This is a genomic window from Nitrospira sp. Vd2 (assembly GCF_979581665.1).
Genome location: NZ_CEFZSK010000005.1, coordinates 49,692 through 70,353, shown reverse-complemented (window position 1 = coordinate 70,353; position 20,662 = coordinate 49,692). Strand labels below are relative to the sequence as shown.

The following is a 20,662-nucleotide window of genomic DNA, read 5'->3' as shown; positions in this document are numbered from 1 at the left end:
GCTCACCTCACCGTCAGCCGTTCATCACCGTCAACCCGGCTCCACGTTCCCGTCGGTCGATACCGGTACACACCCGTATCTTCCGGGTCCAGGACGACCAGGTGCACCCACTCATTATGGTAGAAATGCTGCAACAGTTCGTGCCGGCCGATCAGTTCGACGATCCGCGTCCGTGGTGCCTCGACAATCGTCAGGAGCCGCATCGGCTCGTGATACGGCATGTCGCCGCTGATCACGGTTTGTCGCGCCAACCCCAGCCTCAAATCGCTCCACGGTCCCGACATGATCCCGATGCGGCCCACGACGTTATGGTAGACCTTGCTGCCGCCGCCGTAGACGTCATTATCGACCGCAGAAAAATAATGTTCCATGTTGATCCACTGGGCAACGAGCTGTGGGCCGGTCATGATCACTTCGAGGAGCCGGCCTGTCGTATCCTCCCGATAGTCATAAGAATGGAGAAAGGCGCGGCCGCCGAGGTTCAAGCCTTTGGTCAGGTGCCGTGGCCCGATGATAAACGACGCGTTGCCCGCGAGGCCCCATTCGGGGCGGACTTGACTCCAATCCGCGCTCCGTTCCCGCACATGATCGCGGGCGTGCTGCAGTGAGGAGTCAGCACGCACTTCCGGAAATCGCAGGTACCGCTCCTGGCAGGTCAGGAGCGCCGCTTCGCGAAGGGTTTCAAGCAACCGCGCGACATCCTTCCGGTGGGTCGGCGGCACTTCTTCCAGATCGCACAATTCGACGTGATCAACCGTCGTGTTGACTTGACCGGCGAGGAAATGGGTGTCCGACGGAATGTCAATGCCGTTCTTTGCCAGCCGCTCCCGCACCTTGGGATTGTTGGCCATGACTGCGAGTACCCGGGCATTCGGCTTCCCTTCGTTGCCGCCGCAGGCGCCACAGTCCAGCGCCGATTCAAACGGATTGTTCTCAGAGGTGCTGCCGTGTCCGCAGATCAGGACGAGTCGCGCGAAGTTCCGGGTCAGCCCCATCATGCGGAGGGCCGTTTCGACTGTCAGCACCTGCTCTTCGAGCGTAAACCCGGTGCGCGTGATCCGTTCCTTTTGCAACGAGGCCGACCGCTGGTTGATGCGATACTCGCGTCGCAGTCGCTCCACCAGGGCCGTCACGGCATCCTTCGAGAAGTTCAGTGCTTCGGCAGCACGGAGCAGTGCCGGTTCCCCGGCCGTGTCCCCGTTCATCGCGTGAAGCCGCAGGGCTTCCACGAATTCCCCGGAGATTCTCGAACTGCGTAGTCCCGCTGCATCGCGCAGCGCGTTCCAGATCACGGCACGCTGCTCGGAGACCAGCATTTCCTCGATGTCCGCAGGTGGCAGCTTATCCACGGTCACGGTTGTCGCGATCGGCGGCACGAGCCATCGTTGGACCCAAGTGGCGAGCCGCCGGTACAGGGATGGCATCATCGTCTTGGCGATGAGAGGAAGGCTATAAAACCAGCCCAGCGACTCGACCATGACGTACGGCGTGACGACGTTTTCCTTCAAATCGTGCAAGAGGGTATGTCCCGCGTGCAGCAGCTTGGAACGTGATCGGTACTTGGTCACCATGTGGTCGAGGTAGCTTCGTGGAATCTCGCGGACCTCATTGCGGGGGCGCATGACGACGGGGAACTGCTCGGTGTAATGCTCCTTGCCCCATGCGCGGAACCGGATAAAGGCGGCGAAAAATCCGGCGAACCCGTACGTGTCGTTATTGCCGGTGGATTCCAGGTGCCGCCGAAATGGCTCGGAGCGCACGTCAATACAGAACACAGATTGGGATTGAGGTCGGACGGCGGACCCCGCTTCAGGAGTTCTTGACTCGCGGAGTGAGGCCGTGCGCTTCAGCATGCCGAACATTTGGTGTTGGTAGGCGGCTTCAAACGCCTTGAGCCAGACGGGGCCGTGGTCCCATTCAGGGAACGCCTCGATCCAACCGAGAACGGTGACGAGGTTCTCGGGACGGCCTTCGAGCAGGACGGTCGGCACGATCTCGAGCGCGTGGGCGAGTGTGATGAGCCGGCGTGCCGCTGAGAGCCTCATTGATCGGTCTCGCTGTGGCGCGGTTTCAGCATGGAGACGGTTGACGATCGCGCTCCATCCGTTCCCTCGATTCCCGGTGCAGCGCTCCACCTGATCGGCGTACACCGCGGGCAGGCGGCCAGCGACGCGCTCCTTGCGCAACACGTACTCGTGGGGGTGATCCTGCATGTAGGCCACGATGTCGGCGAAGCGCCCCCCGATGTTGAGCTCGTCGCGGCACGCCTTTCGGACCAATTCCCGCACGTACCACAGCCGGACCGCGAGGAACTTCACCAAACTCACAGGGTGGGCCTGCTGCCACGCATAGTCCCGTTGCTCCGCGCGCCACTTGATGAAGCCCGCCCAGCCGGGGAGCGCGGTGAGTTGCAAGGACAAATAGTCTTGCCGCATCTCCTCCGGGATGCCGAGCACATCGAGGCTTTCATAGACGGCATCCTCGGGGTGCTCCGGCAACGCCGCGATCTTGCGCGCGCTGTCTTCAATGCCGCACGGCGGCCATTGCTGCGCCGCAAGGGACTTCCAGGCCTGGTAGAAGCCGTGCTCGCGTCCCGGCATCGGCCATGTCGCGTGGCCCTCGTCCAAGAAAGCCTCGCACCATTTGATCAACTCGCTGTTCACAAGGGTGACGATCTGCGTGCCGATCGTCCGGTCGCACCAATCCGACAAGGTCAGATAGCGACCCAACGCGGCCCCGTCCTCCCGCACCACCCGACCAATCTCTTCTTCCAGAGTTGGGGGAGTGAGGGCGGGTGTGAGATGGTCGGCTACTGCGTGGACCAGTTCCTCGGCCGGCCCGCGGTCCAGCAATACATCGAGTGGCTCCTCTGCGGCCTCACAGAGTCCATGCGTGAGACAGGCACGCAGCGTTTCTCCGTGCGCGATGCGGCATGGCCCCACAGTGACGTGGCGATCCTGCGTCAACGGCCGCAGCGCCTCCTCCAGATCATGCAGCTGTATACGGCCGGAGCGCAGATAGGCGCGATACAGGTCGCCCGAGAGGTAGCCTCGGCCTCCAAGAAATTTCCGGGCCAGACGCACCGTCTCGTCGAACGGGAGATACTCGAGGCTATGGAGGGGGTTGTGATGGACGAAGGTGCGCATCGGCCAGTATTGCGCGATGACTTCGCTCGCGACACGGACGATGCCGCGCAGCTCCATGCGGCGGGTTTCGACGTCGATGGCCGTTGTCATTTCTTTCCTGCGGGAACCTCGCTCACGAACGTCCGTGGCGTGTCGGCGCGCCCGACCTCGAACAGTCGCGACGGCATTACGCCCAGAGCAATCAACAGCACCACCACGATGGTCAGCGACAGGAACTCATGAGTGCGCACATCCTCATAACGCCGTCCCGGTTGCCGTCGGCCAAACAAGACGCTTTGCGCGACGTCGAACAGATACCAGGACGCGCTGAGCCATGCCAGGATTATGACGAACACGGCCGGGGACCAGGAGAAAGAGGGCGCGAGCACCATTCCGACAAAACCTGCGAAGACTCCGAACGGAGGGAACCCGAGAGCCGCGAGTGCGACCAGCGACAGGAGCACCGCGAACCGAGGCATGGGTTCGGCCAGGCCGCTCAGCGCACGAAAGGCAATCTCCCCATAGCGAGCCCGTAAGACGTGCCAGGCCAGAAGCAGGCCGCTGGTTGCAAGGGCGACTGCGCTCATGTAGATCGTCGCCGACGCAGGCGCCCCCCGCCCAGTGCTGAGGTGCCACCAGAGGATCGAAAAAAAGGCCGAACCGCCGTATGCCACGACGGACGCGACACGAGATTTCGTGAAGCATTTCAAGGAGCCGAAGGCCATCCCGATCAGGGCGAGCACTGAGACGACATGCAAGGCCCACTCCGGTATCTGGGGCAGGACGCCGAACAGTTGCTGAAATCCCACGACGGGGAGCAGCACGGCCAGAAAAGCCGGCAAGTTCCCAGGCAAGCCGGTGAGCGCAGCGACATAGGCCGAGTGAAACGGCATGAGCGGGAGGGCCGTGGCGCAGGCAATGATCAACGCAATCGCGGCGACCGGCGGAGCCAGAGTCATGACGCCGATCAGAGCCAGCGCGCTGATCGCGGCCGTCCCAATTCCCCATCGGGCATCCACGTCCCCTAGATGCCGATAGTGGAACAGTAGTACGCCAAGGAGCATGACGAGCAAAAGGAAAAGGGACCATGAGAGGGGAGGTGGAGCGGTCACACTCCCCAAGGCCAACGCGAGGAGCGGCAGCGTGAAGAGCCACGGCGCGCAATGGCTGCGGTGTAAGGGCTGACCAAGCAGCGAGACAAAGGCGGCCAGCGGTAGCAGCACGACGAGTGGCCATGCCGGAAGCTCCGGTGCGCCGCTTACGGCCATCCACGCGGCGGTTCCGATCGTGCCGAAGGCCACCAGCAGGAGCCACCCTTTCAGCGCTTCGGTGTTGTGGCGGACGGCGAGGCCGACCCCCGCCCCTAGGAGCGGCAGCCCGACGAGCAGGAGGAATGCGTCAGTGATTGATGTCACAGCGCTCTCCCCAGCGAGCCTCGATCCAGACGAGAGGCGAGCCGCAGGATCGCGCGTCCTATCTTGGAGTAGAGCACATCTACGTAAAGCTGGTTCACGAACAAGACATAGAAGCGAACGCGAAGGTGCTCGACCCAAGCCGGCATGTGGAGGTGCTGCCCGCGGGTGCGACCATAGAGGTAAAACCAGCTGACCACGATGAGCAGGGTCGTCATCGCGACGAGGCCATCAAAGAGCGGGCCGGGAAGGGCCGCCGCCTTAAAATAGGATGCGACGGCTTCACGGTCCGGATAGAGAAACTCCGTAAACCGCTCCGCCGCGAAGAGATAGGTGAAGACTACGAAGAGGAGCGTGACCAGCATCGCCGCCGACACCTTCCACGATGCCACAGCGCGTAGACGGGTAAGCGTCAGGATCGCCTGAGAAGACGTCACCCAAATGAAGAAGAGGAAGATCACCGTGCCTTGCGAATCGATGAGCGGGATTCGCAATACGCCGTGCGCGGTGAGTAAAATCATCAGCGGCATCAGGAGGGTGGTGAAGAAGCCAGTCGTCCACGTGAGGCGCGAGAACTCGCCTTCCTCAGGCATGGAGCCTGTATGCGGGAAGACCGGTTCTTGCCGGGCTTTGTGGATCACGTTGCCGCAGTTCAAGAAGACCGTCGCCTTGAAGATGCCGTGCGCGATGAGGTGGAACACCGCCAATGCGAACGCCCCCAATCCGCACTCCATGATCATGTAGCCCATCTGACCGATCGTCGAGAAGCCAAGGGTCTTCTTGATGTCGTTCTGCGTCAGCATCATCGACGCGCCAAGCACGGCGGTGAGCATGCCGACGACGAAGGCGAGATGGAGCGTCGGTGCGCTCAGCCCGTACAACGGCGCGAGGCGGTTCATCAGAAAGCCGCCCGCATTGATGATGCCGGCATGGAGTAGCGCATGGACGGGGGTCGGCGCGTAGAGCGAGCGGGGCAGCCAGACGTGAAGAGGAAACTGCGCCGACTTCGTCATCGCACCGACGAAAATGAGCAGGGTGACCGCCGTTGGGCCGCTGATCTCCAGGCCAGGGAGCAGGGAAACCGTGGTCGGCGTCTCGGCCGCCCGCATGAACAGCTCATCGAATTCAATGGTGCCGTACAACGAATGGGCCAGCACGATGCCGCCGAGAAACGCGGCGTCCCCGAGGCGCAAAAAGAGAAACGTCCGATAGGCGCCATCTAGCGTAGCCGCGTGGCCGAGGTTATGGGCGAGCAAGGAGAGGAGATAGCTGAGCAGCTGCCAGCAGACGAACAGCATCACCAGGTTGATGCTTGAGACCATGAACAGGAGGATGAAGGTGGTAAAAGCGATCAGAGCGAGGAACCGACGGTACCCCGGCTCTTGATACATATAACTGACGGAGTACCGATAGATAATAGTCCCGACTCCGGCGATCAAGACCATCATCACCGCGCTCAGTCGGTCGATCTGGAGACCCAAGGGGAGCGCGAGGTTCGCGATGGAGGCCGGGTCATAGAATCGAACGGTAAAGGTCCCGTGGGAGGCAACGATCGCTAAGATCGCGATCGAGCCAAGCCAGGCCGCGACAAGGGGAATGGTGGCCAGCTTGATGCGTTGGTACTCTCTTTCGCGATTGCCGACGACCGCGATGAAGGCCGATGACAGCGCGAGCAATGGAACGACGAGCATCACAAGCGACATGCAGGCTCCGGCCTCTTTGGATCTTGGTTCACGACCTTACAGTACAGAGGAATCACCGGAAGAGCCCAAGAGCCGATCACGTCCACCGCCGTCTCGCGGCTATCTTCAGGGTCGCAGGTCCTTCTCTGAACCGCCCGATGTGGTCGGCATTGTAAAGGGGCTGGCTGCCCTCCGTCGAGCGAAACTCATGACGACGGACGGTGGCAGGCCATTGCGGGCGAACCGACGTGCCAAAAGACCCATCGGAAGCGGGACTGAGTCGGCAATAGTCCTAACTGATTGAGAATAAGGCCCAATTATCCTGCCCGGTGCTTGACGGTCAGGGTGGCGTCCCTTATAGTAGGACACTTCTTTCTTGGAGATCGCACGTTGACTCTCAACGGAACACGGCTTCTGCATCCGCCCGCTGCCGACCCGACTGATATCCGGGCCTATATGGCGACCGGAGGGTACGACGCCTGGCGCAAGTGCGTCGAGGGCCTGAGCCGGGAGGACATCGTCAACGAAATCAAGCGCTCGGGACTGCGCGGGCGCGGTGGGGCCGGATTCCCGACGGGGACCAAGTGGGACAAGGTCCTCAATCACCGGATCAAGGAACGATATTTCGTCTGTAACGCGGGCGAGCATGAGCCGGGTACCTTCAAGGACCGTTACCTGCTCAAGCACTACCCGCACCAACTGCTCGAAGGCTGCCTGATCGCCTCCTATGCTGTGCAGGCGAAGGCCTCGTTCATCTATCTGAACCACGAATACGAGGAAGAGCATCGGAATTTCAAGAAGACGATCGAGCAGGCGCGGGCGCACGGCTTGATCGGAAAGAATGTGCTGGGCAAGGGCTTCGATCTCGAACTGGAGATCTTCGCGGGCCACGGCAGCTACGTGGCCGGTGAAGAAACCGCGATGCTCGAATCGATGCAGGGGCGTCCCGCGATGCCCCGGCAGAAGCCGCCGTTTTACCCGACCGATTTCGGCCTCTACGGAAAGCCGACCCTCGTCAACAACGTTGAGACGCTCTGCAACATCCCGCGGATTTTGTCGAAGGGCGCGCACTGGTTCACCGAGGTCGGCACCGACAAATGTCCGGGCACGATGCTCTTTTCATTGAGCGGCGCCGTGAACAAACCGGGCGTCTATGAGTTGCCGATGGGGATGCCGTTGCGGCGGCTGGTCGAGGAGTGCGGCGGAGGGGTACCGGGCGGCCGGAAGGTCAAGGCGGTCTTTCCGGGCGGTCCCGCCTTCTCCATGGTGACGGCCGACCAACTCGATCTGGCGATGGATTTCGACACACTGAAGAAGGCGGGGACGGGCCTCGGGTCCGCCGGCGTGATCGTGGTAGATGACGCGACGTGCATGGTGGCGCAGACGCTCAAGTTCTCTACCTTCTTTAAGAACGAGAGCTGCGGCCAATGTCCGCCATGTCGCATGGGCACGATCAACTTGGCGACGCTGCTTACGAAGATTGAAAACGGCGAAGGTAGCCAGAAGGACTTGGACAGCCTTCTGCAGCTCTGTGGGTTCGTGAAAGGGACGGGCTATTGTACGCTGGTCACCGGCGCGGCGGTGCTGGTTCAGAGCAGCCTGCGTTTGTTCCGGTCGGAATTCGATGAGCACATCGCGCTCAAGCGTTGTCCGTATCAACCCAGTGTCGCGGCCGCTTCGCACCACTGACGCCGACACGATGTCCCCGACCTAGCTGATATAATGGTTGTCGTATGCCGAAGGTGACGTTTGTCCACCCGGAAGGGAAGAGCGGAGAGGTTCCTTTGGGCTCGACATTGCTCGAGGCCGCCGAAGCGATCGGCTTCCGTCTCAATCACGATTGCGGTGGCAACGCCTCCTGCACGACGTGCCGAGTGGAAGTGCAGCTTGGCGGCGACCATCTCTCAGAGATTGATTTCGACGAGCAGGACCTGCTCGACCGGGAGGCGCTGTCGGAGCCGTGGCACCGGCTGGGCTGCCAAGCCCGGGTGGTCGGTGATGTCGTGGTACGGGTACCCGAGCGGAAATGGGAGGCACCGGGGTCGGTCGACCCGGAAGCGGGACAGGAACGTGAGCGGGCATGGGCGGAACTCGGGAAGGCGAACACTTAACGTAAGGAGACGAGCATGGTGACAATTACGACGGTTGCCGAGCAGAAGATCAAGGAGTTGATGACAGAAGAGAAGGATGCCGTTGGGCTGCGGATCTACGTCCGCGGCGGCGGCTGCCACGGCTATCAGTACGGAATGGCCTTCGAGACGAAGATTGCCGAGGACGATACCGTCGTCGAAAAGGGCGATATCAAGGTGATCGTCGACTCCCAGAGCGGTCCGCTCTTGAACGGAGCCGAGGTCGATTACGTCGACAGCCTGCAAGGGTCCGGGTTCGCCATCAAGAATCCGCAAGCGAAAACGACGTGCGGGTGCGGTAGCTCATTCAGTTCCTAACGGAAGCAGTATTGAACAGGAGCCGGGCTACCGGACGACGGGGCCCGGCTCTTTCTTCATGGGCACCAGCGTGACGGACATGACTGGCGTGGCGAGTCTGACTCGACGGTATGCGTTCGCCGCCTCGCACCGGCTCCATTGCGACCGGCTCTCGGAGACCGAGAATCGGGCCGTCTTCGGAAAGTGCAACAATGCGAACGGCCACGGTCACAATTACATTTTGTTGGTGACGGTGCGGGGACCGATCGATCCGCGATCGGGACGGGTCACCGACCCCGGGACGCTGGATCGGATCGTCCACGAGACGGTGGTGCAGCGGTTCGATCACCAGGACCTCAATCGTGACCCAGGCTTCGCGGATCGCACCACGACGGGCGAAAATCTCGTCCGCTTTGTGTGGGATCTCCTGGTGAACAAGATTCCCGGCGGCGAGTTGGAGAAGGTCGGGTTGATCGAGACGCGGGACAATTATTTCGAATACGCCGGAGCGGCATGAGCGTACGAGCGAAAAAATCACTGCGGCGGGTAGTCGATATGACGGGCAACGGACATCCATCCGAACTGCGGGACATGGTGGAGCGGATGCTGGTCGTGCTCGGTGAAGACCCCAAGCGCAACGGCTTGTTGAAGACCCCGGAACGGGTCGCCAAGGCGCTTCAGTTCATGACGGCCGGGTACACGCAGAACATCGATCACCTCTTGAACGGCGCGCTGTTTCCCATCGAGTACGATGAGATGGTGATCGTCAAGGACATCGATTTCTTCAGCATGTGCGAGCACCACTTGCTGCCCTTCTTCGGCAAATGTCATGTAGGCTATATGCCGAACAAGCGCGTCGTGGGGCTCAGCAAGATTCCGCGGCTCGTGGATGCGTTTGCGCGGCGGCTGCAGGTCCAAGAGCGGCTGACCGTCCAGATCGCCGAAACGCTGCAGTCGAAGCTCAACGCGCACGGCGTCGCCGTCGTGATGGAGGCGCGGCACCTGTGCATGATGATGCGCGGCGTGGAAAAGCAGAATACGATCGCGGTGACGAGTTCGATGCTCGGCGTCTTCCGCAGTCAATTGCAGACGCGTGAAGAGTTCCTCAAGCTGATCCGCGGCGGCCCGGCCGGTCTCTCCGACTGACCTGCTCTCCCTTCTTTCGTCTTCCTAGCGCAGTCCGTTCATGAACTCCAATACCGCGGCATTGAAGGCGGCGGGCGCTTCGAAGTTCGACAAGTGCCCGGCGTTCGGGATGATCGTCAAGCGCGCTCCACGGATGCCCTCAGCCATGGTTGTGGCGTCAGCCGGCGGCGTACCTTGATCCAGCTCGCCCACGATGACGAGTGTCGGGTGCTCCATCTCACCGAGGAGGGAGACCGAATCAGGACGCTCGGCCATTGCCCGCAGGTCCGCGACAATGGTCGCAACCGGATTCCTTTCAATGATTGCGCGGAGCCGCTGCGTCAGATCAGGACGATGCTGAAGTGAGTGCGGCGTCACGAGCCGAGGCAGCATGATCTCCGCGATCGCGCCCTGGCCCTTTTCCTCGGCCGTTCGGATCATCGCAAATCGCGCTTCCCGTCCCTCGGCCGTATCCGCTTGCGCTCTCGTATCGGCGAGGACCAAGGCTTTGATCCGGCGGCGATGGCGGCGATGCAAGGCAAACAACGTATAGCCGCCCATCGAGAGTCCCACGAAGATCGCCCGTGGCAGCTTGAGATAGTCGAGGACTCCGACCACATCGTCGGCAAAATCATCAAGGCTCAGCTTGCCTCGAACTGGAGCCGATTCGCCGTGACCCCGCAAGTCAACCGCGATGACGCGGCAATAGGGACTGAGCGCGTCGAGTTGCGGTTCCCACATTTCTCGTGACAAGGGGAAGGCATGAACGAGCACCACCGGTGTCCCTTGTCCGTGGTCGGCATACGCTAATTCAACGCCGTTGATCGTTGCCCGCATCGTCAGCCTCCGTGTGTGGGTTGCTAACACAGCGGCAGGCGGTGGTCAACCGGCTTGTCGGCGCGTTTGCGGTCGTTGCTCGCTTGCGGATACAATCACTGAAGGCTCCCCTATGCCAACCAGACGCCAGAAGCCGGCCGAGATGACGCTGTTTCATGTCGCCGGTCCTCCCGCCGACGCCCCGCTCGCCGAACGCCTGCGCCCGCAAGATTTTCCGGACTTCGTCGGCCAAGAAGAGGTCGTGGCACCGGATCGACCGCTGCGCCGCGCGATTGAAACCGACACGTTGTCGTCGGTGATTCTCTGGGGACCGCCCGGCTCCGGAAAGACGACGCTCGCGCATATCATCGCCAAACATACCAAGGCGGAATTTGTACCGTTCAGCGCCGTGACGAGCGGCATCGCCGATCTACGCGCCGTCGTACAGGCGGCCGAAGAGCGACTCGCGCTCTACCGGCACCGGACGATTGTCTTCGTGGATGAAATCCATCGGTTCAACAAAGCGCAGCAGGACGCGTTTCTCCCACATGTGGAGCGTGGCACGATCATCCTGCTGGGAGCGACGACGGAGAACCCTTCCTTCGAGGTCATCGCGCCGCTCCTGTCCCGGTCGATGGTCGTCGTGCTCAAGCCGTTGGACGATGACGCTATGGGCCGGATTCTCGACCGCGCGTTGAAGGACCGCGAGGCCGGCCTCGGGCGCTATCGTGTCGAGCTGAGCGAGGAGGGGCGGCGACGGCTCTTGGCCTTCGGCAATGGTGATGCCCGGCTCATGCTGACGGCGCTGGAGTTTCTCGTGACACAGACTGCAGCCGATGCCGATGGAATTGTGCGGCTTACGGAGTCGGCGTTTGAGGCGGCCATGCTGAAGAAGGCGTTACGCTACGATCGTGCCGGGGAGGAGCACTATAACCTGATCTCGGCGTACATCAAGAGCATGCGGGATTCGGACCCCGATGGGGCGCTCTACTGGATGGCCCGTATGCTGGAGGGCGGCGAAGATCCCAAATTCATCGCGCGCCGCATGATCATCTTCGCCTCCGAGGACATCGGCAATGCCGATCCCCAGGCGCTGTTGATCGCGACTGCGGTCTTTCAGGCCGTCGAACGGGTCGGGCTCCCGGAGGCTCAAATCAATCTGGCGCAGGGCACGACGTATCTTGCGACCGCGCCAAAAGATAATGCCTCCTACGTCGCGCTTCTCGAGGCCGCCAAGGATGCGCGGGAGCGCGGCAACCTTCCCGTGCCGTTGCATTTGCGCAATGCGATCACCTCGTTGATGCGAGACCTCGGGTATGGGCAGGGCTATCGGTACGTCCACGATGATCCGCGGGCAGCGGCCGACCAGGCGCATCTGCCGGAGCCGTTACGCGGCCGGCAGTACTATCGCCCGAAGCGCAAACCACCGGCCGAACCGGCGGCAGATGCGCCAAAAAAGCCTATAGACAAAGCCGGCTAAAGAGTTATACTGTGCAGCGAGGACGCAATGGAACGCACGAAGAAAACCGATGATCGACGCCGACAGCGACGGGTGACGCTGGTGGGTCCGGCCTTGATCAGCTCGGCGAGCCGATCCGGCCGTGCGCTGAGCGCCGTGCTCGATAATGCGAACAAGCTTGGCGCCGGCTTCCATGCCCGGGAGCAACTTCAGGTCAACGAATCGGTGTCGATCTCGATTGCGTTTCTCGATCAGGAAGGCGACGAGCAGCAGGAAAAGCTCACGGGAACGGTCGCGTGGGTGCGCCCGTGGGAAAAGGGCTATCTGATCGGAATCGTCTGGGATCAAATTATTACGAAAGAGCGGAACCGCTGGCTGTATTCCTATCTCAACGAAACCCTCAAAGAAACCGCGTAGCGGCGACTGAAAAGCCTCTCCAGCTTTGTTCTCGCTGCGAAAAAATCCTCAACGTACTGCTGACAGTACGCCTCCGGTTTTTTATCGCTGCGGCCTCGCTGGGCGAGGCTTTTGAGTCGCCCAGCTGTTTCGGCTGCTGAAAAAGGCTACTGTCACCACCCGCCCACTGCTGCGCGCCTAGACGCGCAATGTCCCGTGCTGCGTTCTCACTCGCCCCGTCCCCTTCAACGTACTCGCCATGTACGCCTCAGGGGCCGGGCTTCGCTGCGGCCTTGCTGCAGGTCTTTTTGAGCAGGCGCCAGGTCAGGACTGAAAAGCCCACTGTCACCACCGCTCACCCCTGCGCCGAGACGCGCAGTGTCCCGTGTTGCGTTCTCACTCACCCCTCCCCTTCAACGTACATTCCATGTACGCCTCAGGGGGTGTCTTTGCTCCGGCCTTCTCGGGACAAGGGCAGGTCCCTCGAAGAGGGAGCCTGTCTTGGCAGGTTCCGGGTTCGGGTGGGTGGAAAACATTGGCCGGGGAGGGCGGGTATGATTGCAGGTCTTTTTGAACAGGCGCGTAGCGGCGGGTGAACTGGGACTCCGAAACTTAGCACTCAGCACTCAAAACTCAGTACCTTCTTTTTCACGTCTTCCAATTCTTGCGAGAGATTCGTCCACTTAGCCGTCAATCGCTCAAGCTCGTGTTTCCACTGCACCTGCTGCTCGTGCAGCGTATGCCAGCGGTCGTACTCTTGATAGAGGTCGGGGGAGGCTAATTCCTGCTCGCGCGCCTTGATGCGCGTTTCAAGGTCCGCAATGTCGGCTTCGGCTCGCGTAACTTGTTTCTCGAGTCGCGCCTGAGCTTTGATCAGGTCGCGGCGATCGGCAGCGGCGGACCGCGTGGGCGCTGGCGCTGCGGCCTTCCCGTTGCCCGCCTGCTTCTGGGTCGGCACGACCTCATCCTGACTGCCCTTGATCGAGTCCAGCTCCTGAGCCCTCTTCCACAGGTAGTACTCGTAGTCACCGAAGTAATCTCGTGCCTGCCCGTTCTCGATCTCGACGACGCGGGTCGACACGCGGGCAAGAAACGTCGGGTCGTGCGAAATGAAGATGATGGTGCCCGGGAACTCGGTGAGCGCGTCAGTCAGCACATCGACCGACGCCGGATCGAGATGGTTCGTTGGCTCATCGAGCAGCAGCGTGTTGGCCGGCTCAACGAGCATCCGGGCGAGGGCCACCCGGTTGCGCTCGCCTCCGCTGAGCGCCTTGATCGGCTTCTTCTGGTCGGGACCCGAAAAGAGAAAGGCGCCGGCGATCCCGCGAAGGAAATTCATCTCCGCCTGTTTGGATACCTCGGCCAATGAGTCCAAGATCGTGTGTTCGGGATTCAACGTCTCCGCTTGATGCTGAGCAAAATAATGGAGGGTCACACCGTGGCCGACGGTGCGGCTGCCTTGCTCGAAGGGCAGGACGCCGGCCAGGATTTTGAGCAGCGTGCTTTTCCCCGCGCCATTCTCACCGACCAGCGCGACACGCTGGCCGCGCTCGACCGAAAAATCCAATGACCGATAGACGACGTTCGACCCATAACTCTTGGCCACGCCCTGGAGCTCGAACACCTGTCGCCCGCTGGCCGGCGGCACCGGAAACTTGAATCGCACGCGCTTGGCATCACGCGTCAACTCGATCCGCTTGATCTTTTCGAGCTGCTTGAGCCGCGACTGCACCTGGCTCGCCTTGTTGGCCTGATAGCGAAAGCGGTCGACGAATTTCTGAACGCGCGCGATTTCCTTCTCTTGCCGCTTGGCCGCGGATTCCATTTGCGCATCACGCGCGGCCCGCAGCTCGAGGAACTTTGAATAGTTGCCGCGGTACTCCTCGATCGTGTGGTTGCGGATTTCCCAAATGTGCGTCGCGATCCGGTCGAGAAACGCCGTGTCGTGGCTGATGACGAGGATGGTCATCTTGGACTGCAGCAAGAATTGCTCGAACCACGCTTGCGTGGGCTTGTCGAGGTGGTTGGTCGGCTCATCAAGCATCAGCACGTCGGGATCGGACAAGAGCAGATGCGCAAGTGCGACTCGCATGCGATAACCACCGGAGAGGTTTTCAACCGGCCGTCCGAAGTCCTGCTCGCTGAAGCGGAGCCCGGACAAGATGCGTTTGGCCTCATGCTCAGGATAGAGATCGCGATGTGCGGCATCGAGTACCGTCTTGCCCGACAGGGTCTCGAGTTCCTGAGGAAGATAGCCCAGGCGGAGGCGGGGTCGTTTCCGGATCGTCCCTTGGTCGGGCGATTCTTCACCGAGGATCATGCGGATCAGGGTCGTCTTTCCCACCCCATTCGGGCCCACGAGCCCGGTACGGGTCTGTGGGCGCAGGTGAGCGGACGCGTCCTTGAACAAGATGCGGGCGGCGAATTGCTTGCTGATGTGCTCTATTTGCAGCATGATGTTCGCAGCGAGGCAACGTACGCCCTCGCCGTCTATTCAATCGCCACGGCTCTTTGTGGTGACGAAGAAAGGAGAGATCAAAACGTTTAATTTGAGATCAAGCGAGGCGACCGCGCGGTATTGAATCTCTCAAAAAAGCCGGCCGTTCAAGCAAGCTTGTTCTGGAATAGAGAAATCTCGGAGTAACTATCCATTTGCTCGCCATATAGTCTGTTGTCTGTTTCAATTACAGAACGTGGCAAACGGCTCAAGCAAGCTTGGTATCGTGTTTTTGGTGGAGCTGGCGGGGATTGAACCGCGCTCCCTCGTCGGTTCGAACCAAAAAACCTTTCTCACCGACTCTTGCTGAGGGGGCCAGCCCCCTCGCATACTACCCACGAAGGGGGCACACCCCCTTCGGAACCCCCGGTCGCGGGTTCCATCCTTTGTCTTGTTTTTGGTGGAGCTGGCGGGGATTGAACCCGCGACCTCGTGAATGCCATTCACGCGCGCTCCCAGCTGCGCCACAGCCCCACATCTGCCAAGTGCTGAGTGTTGAATTATGAATGCTGAGTTTCGGAACTCAAGACAGCGTGCATGCTACCATTCGCCTGCATCTTCAGTCAAATCGCACGCTTCTCTGTGCATCACCGCCGCATGAGCGCATGGTCAGGTTGGCTTGACAAAGCCCGCCACCCCTCCCTAGTATGATGCCGGCGCGGCTCTGACTGTCTTTGGTCAGAGCTTTTTTTTCGCACGTGTAGCCGTAGGAGTACCGCATCGATGCCCAATTTGGTCGTCATTGGCACGCAGTGGGGAGACGAAGGGAAGGGCAAGATCGTCGATATCTTGGCGCGTGATGCCAAGGTGGTCGTGCGCTTTCAGGGCGGCTCGAATGCCGGCCATACCGTGGTCAACGGGAACGAGACCTTCGTCTTTCACCTGATTCCGTCGGGCATCCTCTATCGAGGGACACTCTGCGTCATTGGGAACGGTGTTGTGGTGGACCCGGGAGCGTTGATCGAAGAATTGGATCAACTGCATGCGAAGGGCATTCGGATCGGGAAACATTTCGCGATCAGCCAGCGGGCCCATCTCATCCTGCCGTATCACAAGGCGATCGAGAAGGCGAGCGAGCAGTCGAAAGGCTCGCGACGTATCGGCACGACGGGTCGCGGGATCGGGCCGTCCTATGCCGATAAGATGGCGCGCATCGGGATACGGGTCGGCGATCTCCTCAACCCCACCCTGTTTCGACGCAAGCTCGAAGAGAATCTCGCTGAGATGAATCTCTTCCTCGAGCGGCTCTATCAAGTCGAGGGCTTCGAGGTGGAAAAGGTCTTTCAGCAATACATGACCTACGCCGACCGATTGAAGGGACACATCGTCGACACATCGCTCCTGCTTAACAAGGCGATCGATAGCGGCAAGAGCGTGCTCTTCGAGGGCGCGCAAGGGACCCATCTCGACATCGATCTCGGAACCTATCCCTATGTCACCTCCTCGAGCGCCGCGGCTGGGGGCGCGTGCATCGGCACCGGCGTAGGGCCGACGAAGATTGATGCGGTGATGGGTGTCGCGAAGGCCTATACCACACGGGTCGGCAGCGGGCCGTTCCCCACCGAGTTGACCGATGAGGTCGGCGGCGGACTGCAGGGACGTGGAAAAGAGTTCGGGGCGACGACGGGCCGGCCGCGGCGCTGCGGCTGGTTTGACGGCGTGGTGGTCCGCTACGCCACGCGGGTGAACGGCCTGACGTCGCTCGCCTTGACGAAGCTCGACGTGCTGGATGGGTGCGAGGAGCTCAAGCTCTGCACCGGGTATCGCTACGACGGCAAGCTCTATCGTGACATGCCGTCCGATCTCGACGTGTTGATGGGATGCGAACCGGTGTATGAAGTAATGGCCGGTTGGACGGCGTCGACGACGGGCGTGACGTCGTACGGGAAGTTGCCGCGCGAAGCAAAGCGGTACCTGCAACGCATCGAAGAGCTGGCCGATTGCCGGATCGACATGATCTCCACCGGCTCCAAGCGTCAGGAAACGATCATTCTCAGAAATCCCATGGCGCCGAAGCGCAGCCAAAAATCCGCGCGACGTTCATGAAGCAAGCTTTGAAAAGTCTCGCGTATCATCTCGACAACTACTCCAGCCTCACGGTGAGCCGCTAGCTCAGTCGGTAGAGCATCGCCCTTTTAAGGCGAGGGCCCTGGGTTCGAGTCCCAGGCGGCTCACCATATTTTGAAATACATCCAAAGCCTACTCCGCTGAAGACTGATCGGGGCGGTTTTCTCTGCCGTTACAGACTCCGGTCCAGTAGCTTTGTGCTGATCTTTTCGATACACTCCTTCCCGGTTTCTTGCTAGGGCCGCTATGCCAGCGTCGGAAGACAAGGCACGGGAACATATCGACCAGCTCTTGACGAAAGCCGGCTGGTCAGTTCAAGACTTCAAAGATGCCCATCTCACCGCTGCACGGGGCGTCGCTCTTCGAAATTTCCCACTCGATCCTCCGCACGGCTTCGCCGATTACTTGCGCTACATCGATGGAAAAGCTGCCGGCATCATCGAGGCGAAGCGAGAAGGGACGACGCTGGGGATCTTCTCCCGAGCCCTGACAATTCGCTCAAGGCAGCGTCAGCTTCGGAGAGCGCAAGCACCAAGTCATGAGCGTATGTGAGCCTTCGGAGGTAAGGCGGCGGGCACGGAAGCCGAGATAGCCCTGCCTCGCCTGAACAACGTTTCCCGCCTCAGCACTATGAAGATCCTGGTGCCGCTATCCGCCGTGCGTCGGCCAAGGCACTCCTCATTCGGTGAGGTACTTACCCCGCTTCACGTGCATGCCGATCCCCCGCTGACTCCGTCCTCTTAGCCAAAGGCCGCCCTTGACCCACTGATGTAGGGCCGGTACGCTACCCTGCGTCTTTGCATCGATGGCCGTTCACGGAGCAGTGGTTCGTATGGCGGAAGACAGACCGATCCTCGTCGTCGACGACGAGCCGGACATGCGAGCGTTGGTGCAGGACGTGCTCCAGGAGCACGGGTATCAGGTCGATGTGGCCGACGGCGGGCGCCAAGCGCTGAAACGACTTGCTGAACAGGCGTATGCCGTCGTCGTGACCGATCTCCGCATGAAAGACATGCAGGGGATCGAGTTGCTGTCGGAGATCAAGCGGACTCATCCTGACACCAATGTCATTCTCATGACGGCCTTCGGCTCGGTTGAGACGGCCATCGAGGCCATGAAACAAGGCGCCTACGATTACCTTATCAAGCCGGTCAGAAATGAAGAACTCTTACGGGTTATGGCCCGCGCGGCCCGTGAAGCGGCATTGCGGCAGGAAGTCAACCGCCTGCGGCGTGAAGTGCTGAAGGAATATAGCTTCCATCAGATCCTGGGTAAGAGCAAGGCGATGCAGGAGGTCTTCGAACTCATCCGTCGCGTCGCCGACAGCCCTACCAATGTACTCATCACCGGGGAGAGTGGAACCGGGAAAGAATTAGTGGCAAAGGCGATCCATTACAACAGCGATCGTCGGGAGGCGGCCTTCGTTCCGGTCAATTGTGCGGCCATCCCCGAGGCGCTGTTGGAAAGCGAGCTGTTCGGCCATGTCCGAGGCGCCTTCACCGATGCGAAGACCGATAAGCGGGGTCTCTTTGAAGAGGCGCAACATGGCACGCTGTTCCTGGATGAAATCAGCGAGTTGGCCCTGATGCTCCAAGCCAAGTTGCTGCGCGTGATCCAGGAGCGGGAAATCCGACGCGTGGGGGCCACCCGTCCCGTCTTCGTCGACGTGCGCATTATTGCCGCCACCAATCTGAACCTGGCCGAGGAGGTCAAGGCGAAGCGGTTCCGGGAGGATCTCTACTACCGCCTCAATGTGGTCGAGATTCGCTTGCCCCCGCTCCGCGATCGCAGAGAAGATATCCCCTTGTTGGTCGAGGCGTTCCTTCGCCGGTGCGCCGAGACGGGCCGGAAGAACATTCACGGAATCGCCGAGTCCGCACTGGCTCTGTTGCTGGACTATCAGTGGCCGGGGAACGTGCGCGAGTTGGAAAACGTCCTTGAACGGGCAGTCACGTTGGCGCGTGGAGACAAGATCGTGACGGAAGATCTCCCGGCGGCCATCCAGGGCGCGCGTGGGGAGCGGCGGGTGATCGACGAGGCGGCGGAACGGACCTTGCCGCTGGCAGAAGTGGAAAAGGAATACATCCTGAAAATCCTGGAGAAGACGGGTGGCAATAAGTACCAAGCGGCCCAGGTGCTGGGGATCGATCGGAAGACGCTCTATCGCAAGCTGAGCGAAATCGAAGGAGAGAATAAGTAGGCAGGGCAGAGCTTCCGGCCGTCTGGCAGGACTACGTTCCCCAAGGTGCTTTTTCAAATGGCCGACGAGTGGAAAGTCAGAAAAGATTTTCTCCTCCTGAGTGAAGAGGAGGAGCGGAACTTGAAGCTGCTCCAGCCCTTGATGGAGCGCTATGTCGACGAGCTCGTGGAGGCCTTCTATAATCATCTCCTGAGCTTCAGCGAGACGCGGCAGTTATTGACGGATGAATTGATCGCGGGCCGCCTCAAGCATGCTCAAAAGAACTATTTGACCTCCTTGGTGGCCGGACAGTATGACGATTCCTATCGCGACAGTCGTCTTAAAATCGGCCAGGTCCATGACCGTATCGGTCTCACCCCTCAATGGTATCTTGGGGCCTATTCCCTGTACCTGACGTTGATTCAGCCGCTCATCCTTGAGGAGTTTCGACATCGGCCGGGAATCGCGGACAGTGCGCTGAACGCACTCACCAAGGTCATTTTCTTAGACATTCAGTTGGCGATCGAAGCCTATATTCAAAAGTCCTCTGAGAAGTTAAAGTTCGCGAACCGGCAATTGGCCGATCTCAGCCGAAATTTGGGCAAAGGACTTCAGCAAAAGCAAAAAGACCTGCAGCACACGCAAGAGCAGCTCAGACAGACGGAGCGACTGGCGGAATTGGGAACCCTCGCCTCAGGGATGGCCCACGAAATCGGGACGCCGATGAACGTGATTCTAGGCCGTGCCGAACATCTGCTGCAACGGACCAGCGACGAGCGCATCAAGAAGGGGCTGGAGATCATTATTGTTCAGGTGGAGCGGATTACACGCATCATGAATCAGTTGCTCACCTTCGCGCGCCGCCGCCCCATGGACCGGCGGCCGACGGACTTGCGGCGGGTCATTGCCGATAGCTTGGAGGTGATGAACGAGCGCTTTCACCGCCATCACATTCGGGTGGAAACGATCTTCGACGATCAGCTGCCCCTCGTCTTAGTCGATCGCGACCAGATCAGCCAGGTATTGCTTAACTTGGTAATCAATGCCGTGCAGGCGATGGCCAGCGGCGGCACGCTGAGAATCGAGCTGGCCCAAGCCGACGGCGTGATCCGAATGGTGGTGTCGGATACCGGGCACGGAATCTCGAAAGAGGATTTGTCGAAGATCTTCAATCCTTTCTTTACGACGAAAGAGGTCGGGAAGGGGACAGGCCTGGGCTTGACCGTCGTCCATGGCATCATTCAGGACCATGGTGGCACGATTGCAGTGGACAGTGAAGTAGGTCGCGGGACCACCTTCACCATTTTTCTGCCGATGAGCGGGTAGCGCGAACAGCATCGCTCGGCACCGTATCCCTTCGGCCAACCAGTTCAATCGACCTATCGTCCCTACATCCAATCCCGATATTCAAATCCGTTCGCTGTAGCAATTCGCACCACCTGTTCTTGGTCCGCTGTGGTGTAACTCGACATGCATGC

At 60.5% G+C, this 20,662-nt stretch carries 16 protein-coding genes and 2 tRNA genes; 12 read left to right on the top strand and 6 right to left on the bottom strand.

Annotated features, from left to right (window positions below; all coding sequences use genetic code 11):
• Positions 1–2 precede the first annotated feature (2 nt).
• The 3 genes from AC1U7K_RS02935 to AC1U7K_RS02925 are packed head-to-tail and all read right to left on the bottom strand — an operon-like array spanning position 3 to position 6,240.
• On the bottom strand, positions 3–3,236 hold the full coding sequence (locus tag AC1U7K_RS02935) for a DUF2309 domain-containing protein (RefSeq protein ID WP_480249299.1): 3,234 nt from the start codon (positions 3,234–3,236) through the stop codon (positions 3–5).
• The gene (locus tag AC1U7K_RS02930; RefSeq protein WP_480249298.1) at positions 3,233–4,540 is read right to left on the bottom strand and encodes a proton-conducting transporter transmembrane domain-containing protein; all 1,308 of its coding nucleotides are present in this window, start codon (positions 4,538–4,540) and stop codon (positions 3,233–3,235) included. The genes AC1U7K_RS02935 and AC1U7K_RS02930 overlap by 4 nt, the downstream gene beginning before the upstream one ends.
• Entirely contained in the window at positions 4,537–6,240 is a 1,704-nt protein-coding gene (locus AC1U7K_RS02925) for an NADH-quinone oxidoreductase subunit 5 family protein (protein ID WP_480249297.1), read from the bottom strand. The genes AC1U7K_RS02930 and AC1U7K_RS02925 overlap by 4 nt, the downstream gene beginning before the upstream one ends.
• A 369-nt stretch (positions 6,241–6,609) precedes the next feature.
• Between AC1U7K_RS02925 and nuoF the strand changes: the two genes are divergently transcribed.
• From nuoF to folE, 5 genes are all read left to right on the top strand, one after another.
• Positions 6,610–7,908 carry an NADH-quinone oxidoreductase subunit NuoF gene (nuoF, locus tag AC1U7K_RS02920; protein WP_480249296.1) on the top strand — a complete coding sequence of 433 codons (1,299 nt, stop codon included), beginning with the start codon at positions 6,610–6,612 and terminating at the stop codon, positions 7,906–7,908.
• A 44-nt stretch (positions 7,909–7,952) separates the two neighbouring features.
• A complete protein-coding gene (locus tag AC1U7K_RS02915; RefSeq protein WP_480249295.1) occupies positions 7,953–8,330 on the top strand; it encodes a 2Fe-2S iron-sulfur cluster-binding protein in 378 nt (125 codons plus the stop codon).
• Between the two features lie 15 nt (positions 8,331–8,345).
• A complete protein-coding gene (gene erpA / locus AC1U7K_RS02910) occupies positions 8,346–8,666 on the top strand; it encodes an iron-sulfur cluster insertion protein ErpA (RefSeq protein ID WP_480249294.1) in 321 nt (106 codons plus the stop codon).
• Between the two features lie 79 nt (positions 8,667–8,745).
• A complete protein-coding gene (locus AC1U7K_RS02905) occupies positions 8,746–9,162 on the top strand; it encodes a 6-carboxytetrahydropterin synthase (protein WP_480249293.1) in 417 nt (138 codons plus the stop codon).
• Positions 9,163–9,200: 38 nt separating this feature from the next.
• Complete coding sequence (gene folE, locus AC1U7K_RS02900) at positions 9,201–9,791, top strand: GTP cyclohydrolase I FolE (protein WP_480249331.1); 591 nt, start codon at positions 9,201–9,203, stop codon at positions 9,789–9,791.
• A 24-nt stretch (positions 9,792–9,815) separates the two neighbouring features.
• Here the strand turns inward: folE and AC1U7K_RS02895 are convergent, their stop codons facing one another.
• Complete coding sequence (locus AC1U7K_RS02895; protein WP_480249292.1) at positions 9,816–10,607, bottom strand: alpha/beta fold hydrolase; 792 nt, start codon at positions 10,605–10,607, stop codon at positions 9,816–9,818.
• A 112-nt stretch (positions 10,608–10,719) separates the two neighbouring features.
• On the opposite strand from AC1U7K_RS02895, the gene AC1U7K_RS02890 reads away from it, so the two are divergent.
• Together AC1U7K_RS02890 and AC1U7K_RS02885 are read left to right on the top strand one after the other, a co-directional pair.
• Entirely contained in the window at positions 10,720–12,066 is a 1,347-nt protein-coding gene (locus AC1U7K_RS02890) for a replication-associated recombination protein A (protein ID WP_480249291.1), read from the top strand.
• A gap of 27 nt (positions 12,067–12,093) precedes the next feature.
• Positions 12,094–12,462, top strand: coding sequence for a PilZ domain-containing protein (locus AC1U7K_RS02885; RefSeq protein ID WP_480249290.1), 369 nt, complete (start codon positions 12,094–12,096; stop codon positions 12,460–12,462).
• Positions 12,463–13,060: 598 nt separating this feature from the next.
• On the opposite strand, the gene AC1U7K_RS02880 is transcribed toward AC1U7K_RS02885, so the two are convergent.
• The gene (locus AC1U7K_RS02880; protein ID WP_480249289.1) at positions 13,061–14,896 is read right to left on the bottom strand and encodes an ABC-F family ATP-binding cassette domain-containing protein; all 1,836 of its coding nucleotides are present in this window, start codon (positions 14,894–14,896) and stop codon (positions 13,061–13,063) included.
• A gap of 440 nt (positions 14,897–15,336) precedes the next feature.
• Positions 15,337–15,412, bottom strand: a tRNA-Ala gene (locus AC1U7K_RS02875).
• A 249-nt stretch (positions 15,413–15,661) separates the two neighbouring features.
• On the opposite strand from AC1U7K_RS02875, the gene AC1U7K_RS02870 reads away from it, so the two are divergent.
• From AC1U7K_RS02870 to AC1U7K_RS02850, 5 genes are all read left to right on the top strand, one after another.
• Entirely contained in the window at positions 15,662–16,984 is a 1,323-nt protein-coding gene (locus tag AC1U7K_RS02870) for an adenylosuccinate synthase (protein WP_480249288.1), read from the top strand.
• Positions 16,985–17,039: 55 nt separating this feature from the next.
• A tRNA-Lys gene (locus AC1U7K_RS02865) sits at positions 17,040–17,115 on the top strand.
• A 136-nt stretch (positions 17,116–17,251) separates the two neighbouring features.
• Positions 17,252–17,557: a hypothetical protein gene (locus AC1U7K_RS02860; RefSeq protein ID WP_480249287.1), complete on the top strand. Its 306-nt coding sequence runs from the start codon at positions 17,252–17,254 to the stop codon at positions 17,555–17,557.
• A 280-nt stretch (positions 17,558–17,837) separates the two neighbouring features.
• Positions 17,838–19,205, top strand: coding sequence for a sigma-54-dependent transcriptional regulator (locus tag AC1U7K_RS02855; RefSeq protein WP_480249286.1), 1,368 nt, complete (start codon positions 17,838–17,840; stop codon positions 19,203–19,205).
• A 57-nt stretch (positions 19,206–19,262) separates the two neighbouring features.
• Positions 19,263–20,510 (top strand): protoglobin domain-containing protein, encoded by a 1,248-nt coding sequence (locus tag AC1U7K_RS02850; protein WP_480249285.1) that lies wholly within the window; start codon positions 19,263–19,265, stop codon positions 20,508–20,510.
• Positions 20,511–20,662: the final 152 nt, after the last annotated feature.